At 53.0% G+C, this 20,785-nt stretch carries 12 protein-coding genes; 4 read left to right on the top strand and 8 right to left on the bottom strand.

Annotated features, from left to right (window positions below):
* Positions 1-251: 251 nt before the first annotated feature.
* On the bottom strand, positions 252-1,310 hold the full coding sequence (locus HMPREF0673_RS05295) for a porin (protein WP_007899037.1): 1,059 nt from the start codon (positions 1,308-1,310) through the stop codon (positions 252-254).
* Between the two features lie 251 nt (positions 1,311-1,561).
* On the opposite strand from HMPREF0673_RS05295, the gene HMPREF0673_RS05290 reads away from it, so the two are divergent.
* Both HMPREF0673_RS05290 and HMPREF0673_RS05285 read left to right on the top strand, forming a co-directional pair.
* Positions 1,562-2,041 (top strand): T9SS type A sorting domain-containing protein, encoded by a 480-nt coding sequence (locus HMPREF0673_RS05290; protein WP_007899036.1) that lies wholly within the window; start codon positions 1,562-1,564, stop codon positions 2,039-2,041.
* A complete protein-coding gene (locus tag HMPREF0673_RS05285) occupies positions 2,038-3,342 on the top strand; it encodes a hypothetical protein (RefSeq protein WP_007899034.1) in 1,305 nt (434 codons plus the stop codon). Before HMPREF0673_RS05290 ends, HMPREF0673_RS05285 begins: the two co-directional genes overlap by 4 nt.
* Before the next feature lie 63 nt (positions 3,343-3,405).
* On the opposite strand, the gene HMPREF0673_RS05280 is transcribed toward HMPREF0673_RS05285, so the two are convergent.
* From HMPREF0673_RS05280 to HMPREF0673_RS05255, 6 genes are read right to left on the bottom strand one after another with little or no spacing between them, the layout of a single operon-like run.
* The gene (locus tag HMPREF0673_RS05280; protein WP_007899033.1) at positions 3,406-4,704 is read right to left on the bottom strand and encodes an MATE family efflux transporter; all 1,299 of its coding nucleotides are present in this window, start codon (positions 4,702-4,704) and stop codon (positions 3,406-3,408) included.
* An 11-nt stretch (positions 4,705-4,715) separates the two neighbouring features.
* A complete protein-coding gene (menC, locus tag HMPREF0673_RS05275) occupies positions 4,716-5,762 on the bottom strand; it encodes an o-succinylbenzoate synthase (RefSeq protein WP_007899031.1) in 1,047 nt (348 codons plus the stop codon).
* Between the two features lie 12 nt (positions 5,763-5,774).
* Positions 5,775-6,317 (bottom strand): 5-formyltetrahydrofolate cyclo-ligase, encoded by a 543-nt coding sequence (locus HMPREF0673_RS05270; RefSeq protein ID WP_007899030.1) that lies wholly within the window; start codon positions 6,315-6,317, stop codon positions 5,775-5,777.
* Between the two features lie 53 nt (positions 6,318-6,370).
* Positions 6,371-8,005 (bottom strand): S41 family peptidase, encoded by a 1,635-nt coding sequence (locus HMPREF0673_RS05265; RefSeq protein WP_007899027.1) that lies wholly within the window; start codon positions 8,003-8,005, stop codon positions 6,371-6,373.
* Complete coding sequence (locus HMPREF0673_RS05260; RefSeq protein WP_007899026.1) at positions 7,983-8,447, bottom strand: dCMP deaminase family protein; 465 nt, start codon at positions 8,445-8,447, stop codon at positions 7,983-7,985. Before HMPREF0673_RS05260 ends, HMPREF0673_RS05265 begins: the two co-directional genes overlap by 23 nt.
* A gap of 53 nt (positions 8,448-8,500) precedes the next feature.
* On the bottom strand, positions 8,501-10,579 hold the full coding sequence (locus HMPREF0673_RS05255; protein WP_007899023.1) for a M3 family metallopeptidase: 2,079 nt from the start codon (positions 10,577-10,579) through the stop codon (positions 8,501-8,503).
* 339 nt (positions 10,580-10,918) lie between these two features.
* Here HMPREF0673_RS05255 and HMPREF0673_RS05250 point away from each other — a divergent pair, with 339 nt between their 5' ends.
* Complete coding sequence (locus HMPREF0673_RS05250; protein WP_040596479.1) at positions 10,919-13,123, top strand: S9 family peptidase; 2,205 nt, start codon at positions 10,919-10,921, stop codon at positions 13,121-13,123.
* Between the two features lie 102 nt (positions 13,124-13,225).
* On the top strand, positions 13,226-17,515 hold the full coding sequence (locus HMPREF0673_RS05245) for a choice-of-anchor J domain-containing protein (protein WP_007899013.1): 4,290 nt from the start codon (positions 13,226-13,228) through the stop codon (positions 17,513-17,515).
* A gap of 263 nt (positions 17,516-17,778) precedes the next feature.
* On the opposite strand, the gene HMPREF0673_RS05240 is transcribed toward HMPREF0673_RS05245, so the two are convergent.
* Positions 17,779-20,664, bottom strand: a complete 2,886-nt coding sequence (locus tag HMPREF0673_RS05240) for a bifunctional fucokinase/fucose-1-phosphate guanylyltransferase (protein WP_007899012.1) — start codon at positions 20,662-20,664, stop codon at positions 17,779-17,781.
* Between the last annotated feature and the right edge of the window lie 121 nt (positions 20,665-20,785).

Raw genomic sequence — 20,785 nt, 5'->3', positions numbered from 1 at the left:
TCTCACGACATCCGATTTTCAAAAACAAACTACTTAAAAACTAATCTACTAAAACAAATCAAAATATCTTATATGCGAAATTATGCGTTATTGTTCTTATTACGATGGCAAAATTACGAATAAATACAATTCGTTCCAAATCTTTTTCTACTTTTTTTGCTTGATTTAGAGCAAGAAGTGACGATTTGGAAGAATTGTGTTATTAAATGTAACAAAAGTGTTAGTGTGTAGGCGTGTGTGTAAACGTTTGCTTAGAAGCGCGTCATAAATTCCACTACAATCTTGTCTCTTTCCGAGCGATGAGCTATGCCGCCGTCGCGATAGAAATACTTCTCGTAGTTGAGACGTATGTCGCTGACGAACGGCTTCTTCAGACTCAGCGTCACGCCGCCGGTCAATCGCGAGCGCTGATAGTCGTTCACGATGAGTTTGCCCTCCGTGTTCGCCTTGCCGTCGGCGTATCGAGTGCCGTCGCTGTGGTCGCTCATGTAGTCGTAGCGCACGAGCGGCGTGATGTATCTTATCAGTCCCTTCCTCACCTTTATGTCGTAGCTCACGAACGAATTGAAGGCGTGTACGGCTTTGAATGCGTCGTCGGCATAATGCTTGTAGAGATATTCCGCCTCGATGTGCCAACCCTTCTGATGCCAGTAGGCTCCGGCATCGTACATCATGATGTCCGTAGCGTCGGGCTTTATTTTCTGCGTGCTCAGCGTGAGGTTGAAGCCGTGAGGCATGAGCAGTTGCGCTTTTGCAGAGAAATTGACGTTCTTTGTCCAGAAGTCCTTCTGGTTGGTCAGTCCGGAGCCGTTGAAGAGTCCGGCTTCGAGCACTATCGGGAAGCCCACGTTGAACGTATAGCCCAATGCGGCACCCACGTCGCGCACGTTGCCCACTTGCTTTGCTATGAACGAGCGGTTGGCGAAGTACTGCTGGTGGGGCGAGCGATGGGCATCGATGGTGAACGGCACGCGCATCTGTCCGATGGTGAACTGCATCGTCTGCCAGGGTTTCAGGCGTGTGTAGGCATCGAGCATCTTTATCTTGCCCTCGTCGCAGAGGTCAATCTCTGCCTTATAATATATAATAGGTGAGAGCACTCCGTCGATACTCACGCGAGCGTTGCGCACCTCGAAGCGGTGTTCGCCCTCCTCGGTCTGCAGTTCGTACTTTGAGCGTATTGTTCCGTGGACGTTGATTGAAGCTTTTGCCTTTGCCTTTGCTTCGGGTTCGCTTTTCTGCGCGGTCTCCTGTGCCATTGCTGTTGTGGCAGCAAGACACAGCAGAGCTGTTGTGATGAATGTCTTCATTGTTTGTACGGTTATTATTTCCGAGTGCAAAGGTCGTCATTCGGTTTTGTCACTACGTGTCAAGAGTGTTACGATGTTGTTACATTTCATTCCTCGCCTCGATAATGTGTAAGCGTAAATTGATATACGCAAACAGAAATTAGTTGTAAGATTTTTGTAGTAAAGTGTTTTGTAAATAAATATATTTGTGTACTTTTGCAATATCAATCGTTGCAAAAACGATTGTTGAAACCATAAATAATGTAACAACTATGAAGAGAAAAACAATTCTGACATCAGCCATTCTCGCTCTGCTTGCAGTGGGTCAGGGTCATGCCGACAACAGTTTTGTCGTGAAAGACTCGAACACGGGCAAAAAGCAGTTGGAGGGGAAGCTGAGCACAGTGAGTCGTATCTGCTTCAAGGACGGCAAGATGGAAGTAAGGTTCGCCGACAAAACCACACGCGAACTTGCGTTCACCAACTCTACCGTGCTGTACTTCGAAGGCGAACCGACGAGCGTGACGCAGGTCGTAGGCGGAGCCGAAGGCTTGCAAGTGATGTATCAGGGTGGCTTTGTATCGGCTACTGGACTCACCAGTCCTGCCCATGCAGCCATTTACAACATCAGCGGACAGCGTGCCATGAGCCTCAAGGCTTGGGACGGCACACCGGTCAGCACCGATGCGCTCAGCAGTGGTGTGTATATTCTGAAAGTAAACAACAAGTCAATTAAATTTGTAAAGAAATGAAGAAATTTTTCTCTATAGCGGCACTCGCATTAGCGATGTCAACAGGCGTACAGGCTCAGACCGACGTAGTACCCAACCGTATGATTGTCAGCTCGAAAGTTGACAGCAAGGCGTATGCAGTAGAACACGTAGACAGCATCTATTTCGCACGCAAAGAGGGCGAGGTAAAGGCAAACGTAGAATTCATCTCTTATGAGAAGAACGAGGACGAGGGCGACATCGTGTACGTAAAGGTGACACGTACTGACCCAAAAAGTACTTTCAAGATTGACGTTCTGCCTACAAACACCGCAAAGCGGTACGACGATATCACCTTCGCACGCTACTTCGAGCAACAGTCTACTTCTCAGAAACTCGCAGAAGACTTTGCACAGGGCAAGCTCTCCGGCTTCGCACGTGAGTTCACAGCCAACACTCCGTACACTGTTGTGACCCTTGCTTACGACGAGTATGGCGTGCCGTGCCAGGTGTCTCGCGCTAATTTCACCACTCCGAAGGTACCTACAGTGGGCACTCCGTCTGTGACATACACTATCGACGAGACCACATCAAACAGCTTCACACTCACCGTCACTCCTAACAAGGACTGCGAGGAGTTCTACTGGTGCATGTTCGAGAAGGGTAAGGCACAGGAGCAGTTTGAGCAGTGGGGACCGATGATGGGCTTTTCCAACATTGAGGCTATGATCAAGCAGTTCAGTGGCAAACCTTACTCTGATGAGGCTACAAACACATGGAAAGAACTTGCTCCAGGTACCGACTATGAGGTAGCAGTGTTGCCTGTTGACGTTGAGGGCAACTTCGGCGATCTCGTCTACATCTACGTAACGACAAAGGCGCAGGGTGGCGACGGTGTTGCTCAGGTAGGCGTAACCGTAGGTAAGTATGAGAATAGTGGTGGTTCATATGTGCAGACCGTAACCTTCACACCGAACGACCAGACTCTCCTCTTCCACGACCTTATCTGCCTTAAGAGTGAATACGAGAAGAACGGTGGCGACAAGTGGGCTACCGAATTACTCAAGAATGATGATTCTCAGGATCCGAACTGGAATCAGTATGGGGTAGACAAATATATTTTCGAGGCAACTCCTAACACTGCCTACTACGCTCTTGCTCTCGCAAAGAACGCTAAGGGCGAGTGGGGTCCGCTCACAAAGCACGAGTTTACAACAGGTGCAGCTCCTTCTGGCGTAGCTCCTGCTAAGGTTGTATCGCTCCCGAAGCGCGTAGCTGCGAAGAAAGCAGCCAAGCGCACAGCCGTAGTGCCGGTTAAGCGTAGCCTTCAGCTTGTGAAGTAATACGTTTATACAATAATATTTAGGGGCTGCAGTTGCTTTGACTGCAGCCCCTAAACATATCCGCTATTTGCCGTTTCTCCAATAGATAATGCTCTGCACCGCCCCTCTGGTTAGCAGAAAAGTGAGAAACGCCAACCACAAAGCATGGTTTTGCCACTCGCTGCGTAGCGACAGGTACACACCGAAGAAGACGAGCATAGCCGCAGCCGTTGCTGCGAACATGCCACGTGTGTTTGTTGTACCAATGAAAACACCATCCCAGATAAATGCCGCCAAACCACAGATGGGTATCAGCACAGCCCACGGCGCATATTCGGCTGAGGCTGCTACGACCTCAATATCGTCAGTGAGCAGCCGTAGAAATCCTGTTCCGCCCACCGCATACACCATTGTGTAAGCTACAGTGAGTGCGAAACCCCAACCAAATAGTCGGCGCACCGTTCGGCTGAATTCCACATGGTTGCCTGCTCCGTAATGCTTTCCGCACAACGCTTCACCCGCAAAGGCGAAGCCATCCATCACGTACGAATAGAGCGTGAAGAGCTGCATGAGCAGTGTGTTCACCGCCAAGACCACTGCGCCCTGCGCTGCACCTGCCGAGAGAAAGTAGAAGTTGACTGCCACGAGGCACAGCGTGCGCAGGAAGATGTCGCGGTTCACGCTGAAGAAGCGTCGCATCGCCGTACCCTCCATTATCCTTTGCCACTGCACATGGCGCAAGATGCGCTTGCCATAGGTCGTAGCCCACAGTGTGATACTGACGAGCAGACCGGCATATTGAGCTACGAGCGTACCTAATGCGATGCCCTCCACCTTCATGCCGAACGCATACACGAACGTGCAGCTGGCTACGATGTTCACCACGTTCTGCATTATGGAGATGAACATCGGCAGACGCGTGTTCTGCATACCGATGTACCAACCCGTCAGACTGTAAAGGCAGAGCATAGCCGGAGCACCCCACACACAAATGCGGAAGTAGTGCCACGCCTCGGCGTTAATCTCTGCGGATGCCCCGACAAGAGCGAGAGCGACTGAGCCAAGCGGTTTTTGTAAGATGATGATGAACGCTGCCACCGCCATTGCCACCACTATGGAGCGTGCGAGCGTTGTTGCCACGTCGTTCATGTCGCGTCTGCCGAGTGCCTGCGAGGTCATTCCGCTTGTGCCCATGCGCAGAAAACCGAACACCCAGTAGACCACGTTGAATATCATAGAGCCGACAGCCACCGCTCCGATGTACACGGCGTTGCCCAAATGTCCCGACACCGCCATATCGACGAGCCCCAATAGAGGTACGGTGATGTTAGCCACAATCGATGGCAGTGCTATGCTGAGTATGCGTTTGTCTATGTTCTGCATCTTTGTTGTTCTTATTTGGCTACCTTGAAAGTCCGCCACAATTTATCGCCACGTATTTCGAGCGGCATAGGTATGTTGTCGGTGAAAAGTTGGCCCGTGCCAAGTCCTTGCGGCATGGTTATGCTTTCGCCATAGACATCGGCAGCAAACTGTGCTATTGCGTTCAGTCCTACGTTGCTCTCCAACGCACTTGTTATCCACGAACCGATGCCGCGCTTGCCAGCGAGTGCTATCCATTCGCGCGAACCGTACATTCCGCCGTGCAGCGACGGCTTCAGTATTATATAATGTGGGCGTATACGGTCGAGCAACTCTTCCTTTTCCGTTTTATCATTCACGCCAATCAGCTCCTCGTCGAGTGCGATTGGTATCGGCGTAGCCTTGCATAGTGCTGCCATCTCCTCCCATTGGTGCTGGCGTATTGGCTGTTCAATGGAGTGAATGTCATATTGCGCAAGCTGTTCGAGACGTTGGAGTGCACAGTCGGCTGTAAATCCGCCGTTGGCATCCACTCTGAGTTCAATCTGTTCTTTCGTGAATGCGCTGCGTATGTGGCGTACAAGGTCGAGCTCGCGGTCGAAGTCGATGGCACCAATCTTCAGCTTCACGCATCTGAATCCGGCACGCATCTTCTCCTCCAGGCGTTGCAGCATCTCGTCGTAGTTGCCCATCCACACCAGTCCATTGATAGGTATTCCTGTTTCGCCACGTGCGAAGCTGTTGTCGAACAACACGCCCGTTCTGCCACGCTTGAGGTCGAGCAGAGCCGTTTCGAGTCCGAACAGTACAGAGGGGTAGGGGCGCAATGCGTCGTAGCAGATGCTGCCCTTCGCTTCAACCATGCTGCACAACTCTTTTAGTCGCTCCTCATAGTTGGGTGTAGCGTCGCAGCTAAGGTCGGGTAGCGGAGCACATTCGCCCACACCACGCACACCGGGCCGTGCGTCGTCGGTAGCCGTGACGAACCACGACTGACGTGTGGTGTACACTCCGCGCGATGTGCCGGCAGGTTGCTTGAAGTGGAGCGTGTGTGGGGCGATGCTTAGTTTTATGCTCATGTTATATGATTGTTAGTTTTTTCCGGATATTACTTCGTCCATCTTGATGTCGTGCTCCTCGCACTCAATGCTCTCCACGAGTTGGAAATCGAAGCAGATGCCAATCTTGTAGGCACAGCCGAGCTGTGGCAGCAGTCGGTCGTAGTAGCCCTTGCCGCGTCCCATGCGGTTGAGTTGGCGGTCGAAAGCCACGCCAGGGATTACGGCGAGGTCAATCTGTGCATAGTCGCTGAACACTTCGCCCACGGGTTCCATGATGTTGTAAGCGCCTTGTTCGAGGCTCTGCGGACCGGTGTAGCAGCGCAGTTCCATTGTTCCCTCGCCTGTTACGCGAGGCAGCAGTACGCGCTTGCCGCTTGCCAGCAGCGCATCGACGAGCGTATGTGTGTACACCTCGTCGGGCAGCGAGTAGTAGAGCATTACGGTGCGAGCATCTTTCAGTCGCTGGTGTGCGAGCAGACGCATAACTACAACAAACGACAGTTCGCTGAGCTGCTGGCTCGTGAACTGTCGTTTGCGGTTCTTTATCTCCTTGCGGAGTTCTGATTTTTTCATATAAACTGAAGTTTGATTTAGTTGAGAGTTGAGATATGTACTCAACTCTCAATTTATTTCTTGATACCCGGCTTCTTTGGGAATGCCTCGTTGTTCTTGAACACGCTGAGAGCCTTCTCTATCGTCGGGTCATCGAGATTGATGTATGCCGTCCACGCCTGGTCGTCCATGATGTTGTATATGATGCGCGAGTTGATGAACTTCTCGAGCAACTTATGCGACTTGTGTATCATCAGGTTGCGGCGCTTCAGTCCGTTCTTGTCGGCGTATGCAGCGAACTGCTCCACCGTGTTCTGTTGTACGAGATACTTCGACAGCGACATCATATCGACGAAGGTGTTCAGCTTTGGGCGGTTGTTGTCGGTGTAGGTGAAGGCGAACTGCAGTATGAGTCCCGACATGGCAGCCTGCTTGTAGTAGCTTGTCATGCCGAGCGTGTCCTCTGGCACGAAGATGTCGGGCGTAATGCCACCACCGCCGTACACCGTGCGACCGATGCCGGTGTGGTAAGCCGGTCCCTGATGCTTTATGCTATCCTGCGAGAAGAACTCGCCGTGCTCGTATCGTGTCACGATATCGCTCTCGTAGTCCTTGGTGTCGCCCGCGGTGAACGGCTTCTGTATGCAACGACCCGACGGGGTGTAGTAGCGTGCTATGGTGAGGCGTATCATCGAGCCGTCGGGGAAACCGAGCTGCTGCTGTACCAATCCCTTGCCGAACGAGCGTCGTCCGATGATTGTGCCGCGGTCGTTGTCCTGTATGGCTCCGGCGAAGATCTCCGATGCCGATGCCGACCCCTCGTTGATGAGTACGCAGAGTGGCAGTTTCTGATACGAACCGTGGCCGTCTGAACGGAAGTCTTGACGTGGCGACTTGCGTCCCTCCATGTACACGATGAGCTTGTTCTTCGGCAAGAACTCGTTAGCCATCTGCACCGCCGAGTTCATGTATCCGCCCGTGTTGTCGCGCAAGTCGATAACTAAGCTCTTGAAGTTCTCCTGCGAGAGCTGAGCCAGCGCGATAAGCATTTCTGGATAGGTAGTCTCGCCGAAACTTCTCACCTTGATGTAGCCCGTGTTCTTGTCAAGCATGTATGCAGCAGTGATGCTCTTCTGCGGTATGTCGCCACGCGTAACGGTTATGTATTTCACTGCTTTCTGACCGTAGCGCACCACACCGAGCTTCACCTTCGTGTCCTTCGGACCCTTCAGTCGGCGCATAGCCTCCTCGTTGGTCACTATCTTGCCCACGAACGGCTTGCCATCGACACTCACAATTTTGTCGCCGGCGAGTATGCCAGCACGTTGTGCCGGTCCGTTCTTCACTACGTTCTGCACGCGTATGGTGTCCTGTCGTATGGTGAACTCGATGCCTACGCCCGAGAACGAGCCTTTCAAGTCGTCAGCCACCGCCTGCGCATCCTTTGCTGTGATGTACACGGAGTGGGGGTCGAGGTCGGCAAGAATCTGCGGTATGGCAACGTCGACAAGCGAGTCGATGTCTACCTTGTCCACGTACTGGTCGTTGATGATGTGCAGCAAGTTGGACAATCGGTTAGAACCCGAGTTGATGATATTTAGTCGATTGCCAGAGAAATGGTTTGCGTAGAATGTGCCAATGAGTATGCCCACAATCACGCAGAGTGCCATTATCAACGGCATGAACCTATTTTGTTTCTTTGTGTTCATAATCGTCTGGATTGAGATAAGTTACTTCTATATTGGCGCGGCGCAATAAGTCGATGCCGTCGGTAAGGCGGTACTGTTCGGCATATATCACGCGCTTTATGCCAGCCTGAATGATGAGCTTTGCGCACTCGATGCAGGGCGATGCCGTTACGTAGAGTGTTGCGCCTTCGCTGTTGTTGGAGCTGCGTGCCAGTTTGGTTATGGCGTTCGCTTCGGCGTGCAGCACGTAGGGTTTAGTGGTGTTCGTCTCGTCCTCGCATACGTTCTCGAACCCACTCGGTGTGCCGTTGTAGCCGTCGCTGATGATCATCTTCTCTTTCACCACCAGTGCGCCCACCTTGCGACGTTGGCAGTAGCTGTTCTCCGCCCAGATGCGTGCCATGCGCAGATAGCGCAGGTCGAGGTTGAGCTGCTTGCTCTCGTTTGTTTCGTTTGTTGGCATAATGATATGTTGTTTGTATTTGCTTGTTGCCAGAGGCAGCGTGTGTATCCTTGCTATCTCTTGATGCCGTTGCGTTCGAGCAGGGCATCGATGGTTGGCTCCTGTCCGCGGAAGCGTTTGTAGAGCGTCATCGGGTGCTCGGTGCCACCCTTCGAGAGTATATTGTCGCGGAAGCTCTGTGCCGTCTTTTGGTCGAAGATGCCGTTCTTCTTGAACACGCTGAATGCATCGGCATCGAGCACCTCTGCCCATTTGTAGCTGTAGTAGCCGGCAGCGTATCCGCCCGCCATGATGTGCGAGAACTGTGTTGTCATACAGGTGTCGGGCAGCTGCTTCGTCACCATAGCCTTCTCCCATGCCTTCTTCTCGAACGGAATGATGTCGGCTGCGAACTCCTCCTTCTGTGTGTAGTAAGCCATATCGAGCAGTCCGAAGCTCACCTGACGCAGACAGGCGTAAGCCGCCATGAAGTTGCGCGAGCGCACGATGCGTTCGATGAGGTCGTCGGGCATCGGTTCTCCCGTCTTGTAGTGGAAGGCGAACGTGCGCAGGAATTCCTTCTCTACCGAGTAGTTCTCCATGAACTGCGATGGCAGCTCTACGAAGTCCCACCACACGTTGGTGCCGCTGAGACTCTCGAAGCGTGTGTTGGCGAACATGCCGTGCAGCGAGTGGCCGAACTCGTGCAGGAAGGTCTCCACCTCGCCCAAGGTGAGCAGTGCCGGCTTCTCGTCGGTGGGCTTCGTGAGGTTCATCACCACGCTCACGTGCGGACGCACGTTCACGCCCTTGCGGTCTATCCACTGACCCTGAAACTCGGTCATCCAGGCACCGCCCTGTTTGCCCTTGCGCGGGTGGAAGTCGGCATAGAACACGGCGAGGAACGAGCCGTCCTTGTCGAACACCTCGTAAGCCTTCACGTCGGGATGGTACACCTGGATGTCCTTGTTCTCCTTGAACGTGATGCCGTACAGGCGCGTTGCCAGTCCGAATACGCCGTCTATTACCTTCGACAGTTCGAAGTAGGGGCGCAGCATCTCGGCATCGAGGTTGTACTCGCGCATCTGTAGCTTGTGCGAGTAGAAGCTGAAGTCCCACGGTTCCATCACGAAGTCGTCGCCCTCGGTCTGCTTCGCCTCGCGCTCCAGTGCCTTCACCTCCTCAACGGCTGTGGGTCGGTATGCGTCGATGAGGTCGTTGAGCAGCTTGTACACGTTCTTGGCGTTGGATGCCATGCGGTGCACAAGCACGTAGTCGGCGTATGTTTCGTAGCCTAACAGCTGCGCTATCTCGCGGCGTAGGTTGATGAGTCGCTTGCATATTTCGAGGTTGTTCTCCGTGTTGTCGTGTGTGCCCTCGGTGTTGCGCGCCATGTATAGCTGGCGACGCAGTTCGCGCTGAGTGGAGTAGGTCATAAAGGGCGAGTAGCTCGGATAGTCGAGTGTGAAGAGCCAGCCCTCCTTACCTGCCTCTTTTGCTGCGAGAGCAGCCGCCTCGCGTGCCGTCTCGGGCAGTCCGTCGAGCTGTGCCTCGTCGGTTATGTTCAGCGTGAACGCCTTGTTCTCCTTCAGCAGGTTCTGCGAGAACTGCAGCGAGAGCAGACTTGCCTCTTCCGTGAGGTTGCGCAGGCGCTCCTTGCCCTCGTCGTCGAGCAGCGCACCGCTACGCACGAAGCCGTCGTAGCAGTTGTCGAGCAGCATCTGCTCCTCGGCTGTCAGCTCGCGATGGTTCTCGTACACGTACTTGATGCGCTCGAAGAGGCGCTTGTTAAGCTTCACGTCGTTGGCGTGCTTTGTGAGTATTGGGCTCATCTTCTGCGCCAAAGCGTCGAGTTCGTCGCAGGTCTCGGCACTGAGCATACACGAGAATACGGTCGACACGCGCGAGAGCAGGTCGTAGTAATTCTCGCCGTTCTCATTGTCGACACGCACGATGGTGTTCTCAAAAGTGGGAGCTTCGGGGTCGTTCACGAGCTTCTCTATTTCCTCGTCATCGCGGCGTATGCCCTCAAGAAAAGCCTCCTCGTAGTCGCCAATCTCGATGCGGTTGAACGGAACGGTGTCGTGTGGGGTGTTATAAGGTTCAAAAAACGGATTCTTGCGCTCCGTTTGTGTTGTGTTATTCTCTAACATACTAAATTCAAAAATGTGTGATATATCACTGCAAATTTACAGAAAATATCACAGATGCGTTCCGTCCTTAGGGTTTTTAACTTATATTATAATCGTGTAGAAGTTAAGCTGTTGTCATCTGCGCCGACCGTTGCGGACGTCTACGTCGACCGATGCGGATGTCTGCGTCGACCGTTGCGGATGTCTGCGTCGACCGATGCGGATGTCTGCATCGACCGATGCGCGCTCCGCATATAACATGTTGAATATTAATAAAAAGCCTAAAAAACGCGCGCGTTCTTTCTTAATGTGCAGAAATAAGTGTAATTTTGTAAGTTGAAAACAATTATTATAATGATAATGAAACGGTTAATATTTATTTTTACAGCATTAATCATGTGTGTTACAAGCATGTCGGCAGCTGGGAAACTGTCGATTAAGGACATCACGAGTGGTAAGTTTGCGGCTAAAACCGTAAATGGTATAAACCCCATTGAAGGCACAGACACTTACGCACGCATCAGCGACGACGGCAAGCGTGTGGAGAGCTACTCGTTCAAGACGGGCAAGAAGATAGCTACACTCTTCGACGTCGACAACACGATGGGGCAGAAGATAAAGGACTTCGACGGATATATCCTCTCGCCCGACGGCACACGTATGCTCATACAGACCGAGACGGAGCGCATCTATCGCCGCTCGTTCCGCGCTACATACTACATCTACACCATTGCTTCGCACAAGTTGGCACGCCTCTCTGACGGCGACAAGCAGCAGGTGCCGGTGTGGTCGTCGGACGGACTGCAGGTGGCTTTCGTGCGCGATAATAACATCTTCGTCGTAAAGTTGCTCTACGACAATGCAGAGATTCAGGTGACGAAGGACGGCAAACGCAACGAGGTGATAAATGGTTTGCCCGACTGGGTGAACGAGGAGGAGTTCGGCTTCAACCGTGCGCTCACCTTCAACGCCGACGGCACGATGATTTGTTGGCTGCGCTACGACGAAAAGCGCGTGAAGACATACTCGTTGCAGATGTACAATGGAATGGATCCGGAGAAGACGGAGAATGCTCTCTATCCCGGCTATTACGAGTACAAGTACCCGAAGGCGGGCGAGGACAACAGTCTCATGTCGGCATGGAGCTACGACATCAAGTCGCACAAGATTTCAAAGCTGCAAGTGCCGCTCGATGCTGACGGCTACATGCCGCGCATCAAGATGACCGACGACCCGGCGCGTGTGGTAGTCTACACCATGAATCGCCATCAGGACCAGCTCTGCCTCTACAGCGTGAACCCGCGCAGCACCGTGGCGCAGCTCATCGTGAAGGAGTCGGTGCCTAAGTACGTGAAGGAGGAAGCCATGGAGGGTGTGAAATTCGTAGGCAACAACATACTGCTGCCGAGCGACCGCTCGGGCTATATGAAGCTATACGTCTACAACATGAACGGACAGCTGCTGCGCACCATCGGCGACGGCAACTACGACATAACCGCTGTGTACGGCTACGACGCAAAGACCGGCGACGTTTACTATCAGGCAGCAGCGCTCGGAGCAGCCGATCGTCAGGTGTTCGTGGCGCACAAGAATGGCAAGACACAGCGCCTCACAAACCAGAAGGGATGGAACTCGGCGCTCTTCTCAGGCGACTATCAGTACTTCATCAATACATGGAGCGACTATAACACACCTTATGTATATACTACTCGCACTCGCGAGGGTAAGGTCATCTCCACTCTTCAGGACAACGCAGCACTGAAAAAACTCGCCGCCGAGTATGGCTTCTGCAAGCGCGAGCCGTTCGAGTTCACTACCTCAGAGGGTGTGAAGCTCAACGGATGGATGCTGAAGCCGCAGAACTTCGACCCGTCGAAGCGCTATCCGGTAATCATGCACCAGTACAGCGGACCGGGCAGCCAGATGGTTAAGGACGATTGGAGCGCAGGCTCTATGGGCTCGGGCGGAGCCTTCGACTCTTACCTTGCGCAGCAGGGCTTCATCTGCGTATGCGTTGACGGACGCGGAACGGGCGGACGCGGAGCCGAGTTCGAGAAGTGTACATACCTGAACATCGGCGACCTCGAGTCGAAAGACCAGGTTGAGGCTGCGCTCTACCTCGGCACACTGCCCTATGTAGACAAGAATCGCATAGGCATCTGGGGCTGGAGCTACGGTGGATTTAATACGCTGATGAGTATGTCGGAGGGTCGTGGCGTGTTCCGCGCTGGTGTAGCTATCGCTCCACCTACCAACTGGAAGTTCTACGACTCCGTCTATACCGAGCGATACATGCGCACACCGAAGGAGAACCCCGACGGATATGCCACCAACCCGATAGAGCGTGCGGCTAAGCTGCACGGTGCGCTGCTCATCTGCCACGGCACTGCCGACGACAATGTGCATCCGCAGAACGCATACGAGTACTCGGAGGCTCTCGTACAGGCTGACAAGGACTTCCGCGAAATCTACTACACCAACCGCAACCACAGCATCTACGGAGGCAACACACGCAACCACTTGCTCAGACAGGTGGCACAGTTCTTCCAAACCGAATTGAAGTAACAATCAGGTGGTGCAGTTGTCTCCGCTCGGCTTTGCCGCTTGCCATAGCAAGAACTGCACCATCTTTTCCCCAAACCGCAAAACAAAATAAACACAATAATAATGAATATTAAACAACTTATTTCCACTGCGGCACTTGCTACTCTCGCATTCGTGCCCGGTCAGACAAATGCCCAACAGGTGCCTCTCGGACGAGAGCTATGGGGCAATGTCGTACACAGCAATCGCTGGCAAGACGGCGATAAGGAGTACGGATTCTATTCGTTCGGCGTATCAAAGTCAATCGACGTGAACGAGATGTTCACCGACGCTAATATGTACGCCAATGCAAGTGGTGCACTGGTAGGCGACCGCCTCGACGTGATAAAATTCGACCGCTCCACGAGTTCTATGTTGCACTATAAGTATAGCGTTTCAACTGGCGAGTGTGACGACATGACATATCTTACCGACTACTTCTTGTGGGCTACCGAGACAGCCGTGTCGGCAGACGGCAAGGTGTATGGTGCGTTCTTCACTGGAGATGCTGAGAGTGTAGAGCTTGGTATTGCCGACTATGCCAACAACACACGTAGCTCCATCGGCACGCTGAACCGCTATTATGTGGCTATGGGTATCACAAAGGATAACAGACTCTATGGTATCGGCGACAACGGCAACCTCTACAAGATAGATGTAAACACCGCAAAGGAAACGCTCGTAGGCTCTACGGGTGTCATCGTGAGCGATGCTACCACACAGTTTAATGTGCAGAGTGGCGAAATCGACCACGAGACCGGCATCTTCTACTGGGCTTGTACAGACGTGAAGGGTAAGTCGGCACTCTACACCGTAGACCTTACAACGGGTAAGGCAACAAAGATTGGCGACTTCATGAACAACGAGCAGATTGCGATGCTCTCAATCCCGAAGGAGACAGTGAAGGGCACAGCTCCAGCACTCGCTTCAAACATGAGCCTCGCCTTCGACAAGGCTTCGCTCACGGGTAATGTCAATTTCACTGCGCCTACAACAACATACGCTGGCGGTAAGCTCACCGGCTCGCTCGATTATGTGGTAAGCGTAGACGGCAAGGAGGCAACGAAGGGCACAGTCAACGCTGGCGAGAAGGTAAGTGCATCGGTAACAACAAAGCGTGGCATCCATTCTATTTCTGTCATCTGCTCTAACTCGGCAGGTAACGGACCGAAGGCATATGTCAACGGCTTCATAGGCGACGACACGCCACTCAAGCCTGCAAACGTGAAGGCTACAGTGAATGTAACAACGGGTAAGGTGCAGCTCTCATGGGATGCTGTTACGAAGGGTATCAACAATGGATATGTAGGCGATATTACATACAACGTAGTGCGCTATCCTGACAAGAAAGCTATCGCAACAGCCACAACTGTTACGTCTCTAAACGACGACCTGCCTAATGGCGATTTCACTGGATACTACTATACTGTGCAGGCTGTGAGCGGAACTCGTAAGAGCGAAGCGGTGAAGTCGAACAGTGTTTCGTTTGGCAAGCCGGTTGAACCACCATATACATTGACTATCACTAACGAAAACTCTGTCAATGTATGCACAATTCTCGACGCAAACAACGACGGTGTTACATGGAAGTATCTGCAGAACGACGGATCTAATCTTCCGGCAATAGAGATTTCTAATGGCGAAGTGACACACGACGACTGGCTTATTCTGCCTGCACTTAGCTTGAAGGCTGGTGTGCTCTACAATCTCACCTATCGTCTCGCAACAATGGGTCAGAACTATCCGGAGTTGCTTGAAGTGAAGTATGGCTCTGAGCCTACAGCTGCTGCTATGGTTCACGAGATTGCGGCGAAGAAAGAGTATTCAAATCAGGAATTCTCTACCATTAAGAATGAACTGGTAGTGGATAAGGATCAGGTAGTTTACATCGGTTTCCACTGCGTAAGTAATCCTGACTGGTGCTACCAACTCATACTCAAGGACTTTGCTGTTGTTGGCAACTCGCTGAAGGCTCCGGATGCTGTCACCGAGATATCAACAACCGCAGCTACCGACGGATCGCTCAAGGTGCGCGTTGACTTCACAGCTCCGTCGAAGGCTATCGATGGCAGCAAGCTCGACCCTTATTCTGAACTTGATGTGCGCATCATGCGCGATGGCGAGGAGATACAGTCGATGGCTGCTATTGCGCCAGGTGAGAAGTGTTACTATATCGACAATTTCGCTAAGGAAGGATACAACAACTACAGCATCATTGTGAACAATGAGCACGGAGTAGGTCGCGAGAGTAAGTCGGTTGAGGCTTACGTAGGCGAGGACTATCCTGCAAAGGTTGAGAACATAAAGGCTTCTGTTGGCGATAAGGGCATCACACTTTCTTGGGATCCCGTCACTAAGGGTGAGCATGGTGGTGTAATGCCTAATGATCCAATCTCCTATAAAGTTTACCAAATAAACGAGAGTGGCACTGGTGTCGACTTGGATCTGATTGATGAGGTAAAGACGACAACGGTTAATATAGACTATGATGTTAATACCGGCGATCAGGATATGATCAACTATGCTCTTAGTGCTTCTAACTCAATCGGTGAGGGTCCGCGCGCAATGTCGCCAGGCATCATCGTGGGTAAACCGTACGAGCTGCCGTTCGAGGAGCACTTCAAGGGTGGTGCTCTTGATAACAAGATGTGGTTTATCACAGAGCTGAGCAGCGAGGAGTCGACATTCAGCCTCATGCAGGGCTTCTCTGCTGACGGCGACGGTGGTTGTGCCGGATATGTAGCGGCTTCTGCTGATGATAGCGCGCTGCTCGGTTCGGGTAAGATTTCGCTCAATGGTGCTACTAACCCGATACTCGTATTCTCTACAAAGTCGACATTGGCTGAGGCTAAGGGCAAGGTGGTGGTCTACATCCGCAAGCCCGACCTCTCTGAGAAGCAGCTCTGCGTTGTCGACTATAGCAAGCTCGACAACTCGGCTAAGGAGTGGCGCACTACGTCTGTCACTATTCCGGCTGAATACAAGTCGCTGCCTTATGTGATGTTCACATTCGTGGCTTCGGCTGATAAGGGCGAGAGTGTCTACTTCGACCAGATTTACGTTCGCGACGTAGTGGCTAAGGATATGCGTGCTACAATCTCTGTTCCGTCAAAGGTACGCAAGGGCGACAATGTAACAGCGCGTGTAATGGTTACCAATATGGGTAGCACGACTGTCGATAAATACACCGTTAACCTCTATGTCGGTGACAAGCAGGTTGCGACAAAGAACGTAACAACGAGTCTCGCTCCTTACGCTTCGCAGACAGAGGAACTTACATACAAGACTTCGGTTGTTGATCCGTCACCACTGAAGCTGAAGGCTGAGGTGGTTATAGATGGTGAGGCAACACCTGAGGACAATGAGGATGCTGCAGAGGTAGATCTCACTGCTTCTACTCTGACAGCGCCGGAGAGCGTTACCGCTTCTACTGCTGATGAGAAGAACGTGGTTGTAGAGTGGACTAAGGTGGACGAATCGTCGGAGCGTGTTACTGAAAACTTCGAGACATACGCAGCATGGAGCATGGATTACTTCGGCGATTGGACTTCTAATTACGTAGAGAAGGGTATCGCTAAGGGTCCGTTCAGCAAGTCTTATCCGCATCCTAACGAGAATAAACGCTTCGCTTACACGCTCGTAGAACCGAACACTTGGCTTAATGCAGAGATTCTCGACAAGTATGCATGCTTGAAGCCTCACTCTGGTACGCACTACTTAGCTTCGTTCTACAGCGTTGAAAACTCTCAGTTCATCCCTGCTGACAATTGGCTTATTTCGCCTGCTCTGCCTGGCGAAGCGCAGACTATCAGCTTCTGGGCTAACAACTTCAATTCGCAGGGCACTAAGTACACGGAGAACTTCGAGGTGCTCTACTCTACATCGGGTATAGCTCTCGACGACTTCAAGTCTACAGGCAAGAAGTTTGAGGCTACTACCGGCGAGTGGAAAGAGTACACGGTTAATCTGCCTGAGGGCACAACCTACTTCGCTATCCACAACAACACTGCCGACACATATATGTTTATGCTCGACGATGTTACATACACTGCTGGTTGCGGTAAGGTGCTCGGCTACAACGTTTATCGCGACGGCAAGCTGCTGAAGCGTATCGAACCGAACGCCGAACTTCGTATCACCGACAATGCTCCGAGCGGCAAGCATACCTACGCCGTGTCTACAATCTATGCCGGTGGCGAGTCGGAGGCTACAAAGTCGGCTGTTGTTACTGCTATCGATGGCGTGAGTGTGGATAACGGCACATTCGATGTCTACACCGTCGATGGCAAGCGCATTGCTAAGGGCGTTACATCGCTCGACGGCATAGCACGTGGCTTCTACATCGTGAACGGCAAGAAGGTCGTTCGCAAGTAAAGCCCCTCCCAACCCTCCCCGTCGGGGAGGGCTTAGTTTGCCTTAAAGAGGCTTAGGAAGGCTTAAAGAGGCTTAGTTCGGCTTAGTTAGCAGTTCTTTCTCGGCTTAGAAAGGCTTAAAGAGGCTTAGTTCGGCTTAGTTAGCAGTTCTTTCTCGGCTTAGAAAGGCCTAAAGAGGCTTATTTCGGCCTAAGCTCAATCACAAAAAAACACGAGTTGGAAATCATTCCAGCTCGTGTTTTTTTTATTTCAACTAAAGCAGTGTTAGCTTCTGCTCACTTGAAATCCGTTCTTGCACAGGCTCATCTCTACGAAGCGAGCCTTGTCATTCGGGCGATTCTCGTTGAGTATGCAGCGTATGCGTGCCGCAGCTTCAACATCCTTAGCCACCATGTAGAGATAGCCACCGCCACCTGCGCCAGGCAACTTGTAGCCGAGGCAGAGGTCGTCAATCTGTTTTGTGAGTGCTTCCACAGCGGGCGGGTTGGTGCCGGCATCGAGCAGTTGGTTCTGCTGCCATGTTTTGCCAACGAGGCGTCCCATGCGCTCGAAGTCGAGGCGTTGTATGGCGTCGAACATCTCCAGTGCGTGTGCTTTCATCTCGCGCAGTTGCAGCAGTTCGTCGTGCTCGTTGAGGAACATACGGCGCACAATCTCGGCGAGTATCGTCTTCGCCGTGCGTGTGATGCCTGTATAATATAATAGGTGGCACTCGCGGTAGTCGGGCTGTTGGAAGAGGTCGCCAGGCAGGTAGCGCACATCCGGACTCTGACTGAATCCGCGCTCCGTCTGCAGCAGTTTTATGCCAGGCAGGAGTCCACCGTACTGGTCTTGCCAACCGCCACCTGTGGTGAGCAGCTGCTCGAGCACGAGTGTGCGGTGTCCGATCTCGGTCTTGTCCCAGCCCAGTCCGCAGAAGTCGCTGAGTGCTCCGAGCACGGTTGATGCGAGCAGCGAGCTGGTGCCGAGTCCGCTTCCGGCTGGTATAGCCGAGAGCAGCGTCACTTCGATGCCACAACCGAACGCACGCAACTGCTCTTCGAGCGAGCGGTAGCTATCCTTGCAGAAGCGCGGCAGGAAGCCGGCGAGCGAGAGGGCTGCCTTCGGTATTGAGAATGGCGAACCTACAGTGTTGTATGCCGAGAGTTCTTCGTATGTAGTGATTACTTCCGATGCACCGAGGTCGATACTTCTAAGTATGATGTGTGGCTCAGCGCAGGGCTTCACGTATGTCTGCAGCGGTGGTTGTCCGTTGAGGTTGATAGCGAGATTGACAACGTTGCCGCCCTCCATGAGGCAGAATGGTGGTGTGTCGGTCCATCCGCCGGCTATATCTATGCGCACGGGCGAGCGTCCCCATACAATCTGGTCGGCATACACCGACAGTTGGGGGCGTTGCTTTACGCGCAGTGCCTCGGTGGTGAGTCCTTCGCGCAGCAACGAGAACGCTGCTGCTTCGTACTTCTTAGCCAGCTCGCTGCTCTGTGTACCGCCATTCGTGCGTTGGCGTTCGGCTTCCGAGCGGAACATGGCGTCGCAGGTGCGTGTCAGGAGCGAAGCCGATTCGGGTAGGGCGTTGGGCAGTGCTACGTCGTACTTGCCGTACTCGTGTGCTACGGTCTGCAGGTCGCTCTGGTAGAACACGCTATGCTGCCAGTTCTTCGCAATCATAGGCAGGTTCTTCAGGCGCAACTTAGTACGCTGATCTACAAGGCGGCGGAGGTTAGCCTCGGCACTTATCTCGTCGGCGCTCATGCGCTTCGCCTTCTCCCATATCGCCTTGCCCTCTGCGAGTGTGCTCTCGCCGAGCATCCAGCGCAGCACGATGCCCATGTCGTCGGTGTTGTCAACAATGGGGAAGATGCGTGCTGCCTGCAGGTCGTGGCGACCTTCTATTGCGTTGAGGTCAATGCCGCGCTCTGCTGCCCATTCGGCGAACGGGCGACCGAGGTATTCTACGTCCGCCAAATCGCCGCGGAACTTGTCGTTGAAACCGTACGGGCGCACAGCCCAACTGTCTGCGCCTATGGGCACGATGTCGACACACTGACCCTCGCTGAGCGTCAGCGTCCAGTCGTTCTCGGGCACACCTGTCACAATGTTGTCCTGCGTCAGCGTCCACTGCTCGCCTACGTATGCGTTCTCCACCCATTCGTTGCGGTTCTGCTGTGTCCACTTTGGCTTCAGTTCGGTGTTCTGCACGAAGATAGACGGATGTGGCTTGCGGTCGTGGTGCATAATCTCGCGCTGGTCGTTCACGATGTTCTGTATGGCGAGCATCGACGAAAGCAACTCGTGCGATGTACCGAAATGGTAGAACTCGCCACCCGGCAACGGCAGTATCACGGTTTTCAGCGCGTTGACCGCCTCGTCCTTCACGCCCGGCTCATAGCCGAGAGCGCAGCCGAACTCGCCGTACATGTCGTAGTTCACCACCTCGCCCGTGGCTATGTCCGTTCCGTTGGTAGAACGCTGCATGAGCACCTTCACGGCGCGGTCGGAGAGAATCCATACACCGATGTCGGTGAGGTAGAAGTGGTCGGTGAGCAGTGACGAGAGTGTCTCCACCGACGGCTTCTGAAGCATACACTTCAGCTCGGTTGGCTTTTCGCGCGTACTGACGAACACGCCGTGGTCCTTCGCAATCTCCGGACCGAGCCACAGACCGTAGCATACGATGTCCGCATCCTCGGGTATCGGCTGCAGCGGTTCGGTGGAGCGTATGTACACGTCGCCGCTCACTATCATCGTGTTCAGACCGCGTGGGGCGATGTCCATGATGCGCTTGTAGAGCGGCACCTGCAGCGACAGCAGGTTCTGGTTCAGACTCTGTCCGCGCTCCCAACGGAACACCGGCAGCGGCGTGAGTATCTTGCCCGACGGAGCGTAAGACGGCAGTCGGCGACTCTGTCCGCCGGCGTGCAAGAGCAGTCGCTTGTCGGCAGCCAACCATTCATCGAAGCTCATAGTGTCAGCGTTTTGCGCCTTGTAGTCTTCGTAAGCTGCGCGCAGCAACCATGTAGTGCCACCGCCCGAGCCGAGTTTCTTGCCCACAGGGTCGTTTGTACAGAACCACTCACTACGTGGCAGTTCGGTTATCTCGTGGAAACTGCCCACAAGATTTGGGGGCAGCGATAAAAGTTTCTTCATTTGCTGTCTGTATTTGTGTTAAGTATATATATAATAAGGTGTGTTGAGGTGTTGTGGTGTTGTGGTGTTGAGGTGTTGAGAATTGCAAATCTCACCATCTCACCACCTCACCACCTCACCA

It is taken from the genome of Leyella stercorea DSM 18206 (assembly GCF_000235885.1).
Lineage (GTDB): Bacteria > Bacteroidota > Bacteroidia > Bacteroidales > Bacteroidaceae > Prevotella > Prevotella stercorea.
This window is presented reverse-complemented; position numbering and strand designations above follow the sequence as displayed.

Excerpts from the sequence above, each read along its gene's own strand:
- HMPREF0673_RS05295 (WP_007899037.1), bottom strand. The coding sequence starts at position 1,310 with ATGAAGACATTCATCACAACAGCTCTGCTGTGTCTTGCTGCCACAACA.
- HMPREF0673_RS05290 (WP_007899036.1), top strand. The coding sequence starts at position 1,562 with ATGAAGAGAAAAACAATTCTGACATCAGCCATTCTCGCTCTGCTTGCA.
- HMPREF0673_RS05285 (WP_007899034.1), top strand. The coding sequence starts at position 2,038 with ATGAAGAAATTTTTCTCTATAGCGGCACTCGCATTAGCGATGTCAACA.
- HMPREF0673_RS05280 (WP_007899033.1), bottom strand. The coding sequence starts at position 4,704 with ATGCAGAACATAGACAAACGCATACTCAGCATAGCACTGCCATCGATT.
- menC (WP_007899031.1), bottom strand. The coding sequence starts at position 5,762 with ATGAGCATAAAACTAAGCATCGCCCCACACACGCTCCACTTCAAGCAA.
- HMPREF0673_RS05270 (WP_007899030.1), bottom strand. The coding sequence starts at position 6,317 with ATGAAAAAATCAGAACTCCGCAAGGAGATAAAGAACCGCAAACGACAG.
- HMPREF0673_RS05265 (WP_007899027.1), bottom strand. The coding sequence starts at position 8,005 with ATGAACACAAAGAAACAAAATAGGTTCATGCCGTTGATAATGGCACTC.
- HMPREF0673_RS05260 (WP_007899026.1), bottom strand. The coding sequence starts at position 8,447 with ATGCCAACAAACGAAACAAACGAGAGCAAGCAGCTCAACCTCGACCTG.
- HMPREF0673_RS05255 (WP_007899023.1), bottom strand. The coding sequence starts at position 10,579 with ATGTTAGAGAATAACACAACACAAACGGAGCGCAAGAATCCGTTTTTT.
- HMPREF0673_RS05250 (WP_040596479.1), top strand. The coding sequence starts at position 10,919 with ATGAAACGGTTAATATTTATTTTTACAGCATTAATCATGTGTGTTACA.
- HMPREF0673_RS05245 (WP_007899013.1), top strand. The coding sequence starts at position 13,226 with ATGAATATTAAACAACTTATTTCCACTGCGGCACTTGCTACTCTCGCA.
- HMPREF0673_RS05240 (WP_007899012.1), bottom strand. The coding sequence starts at position 20,664 with ATGAAGAAACTTTTATCGCTGCCCCCAAATCTTGTGGGCAGTTTCCAC.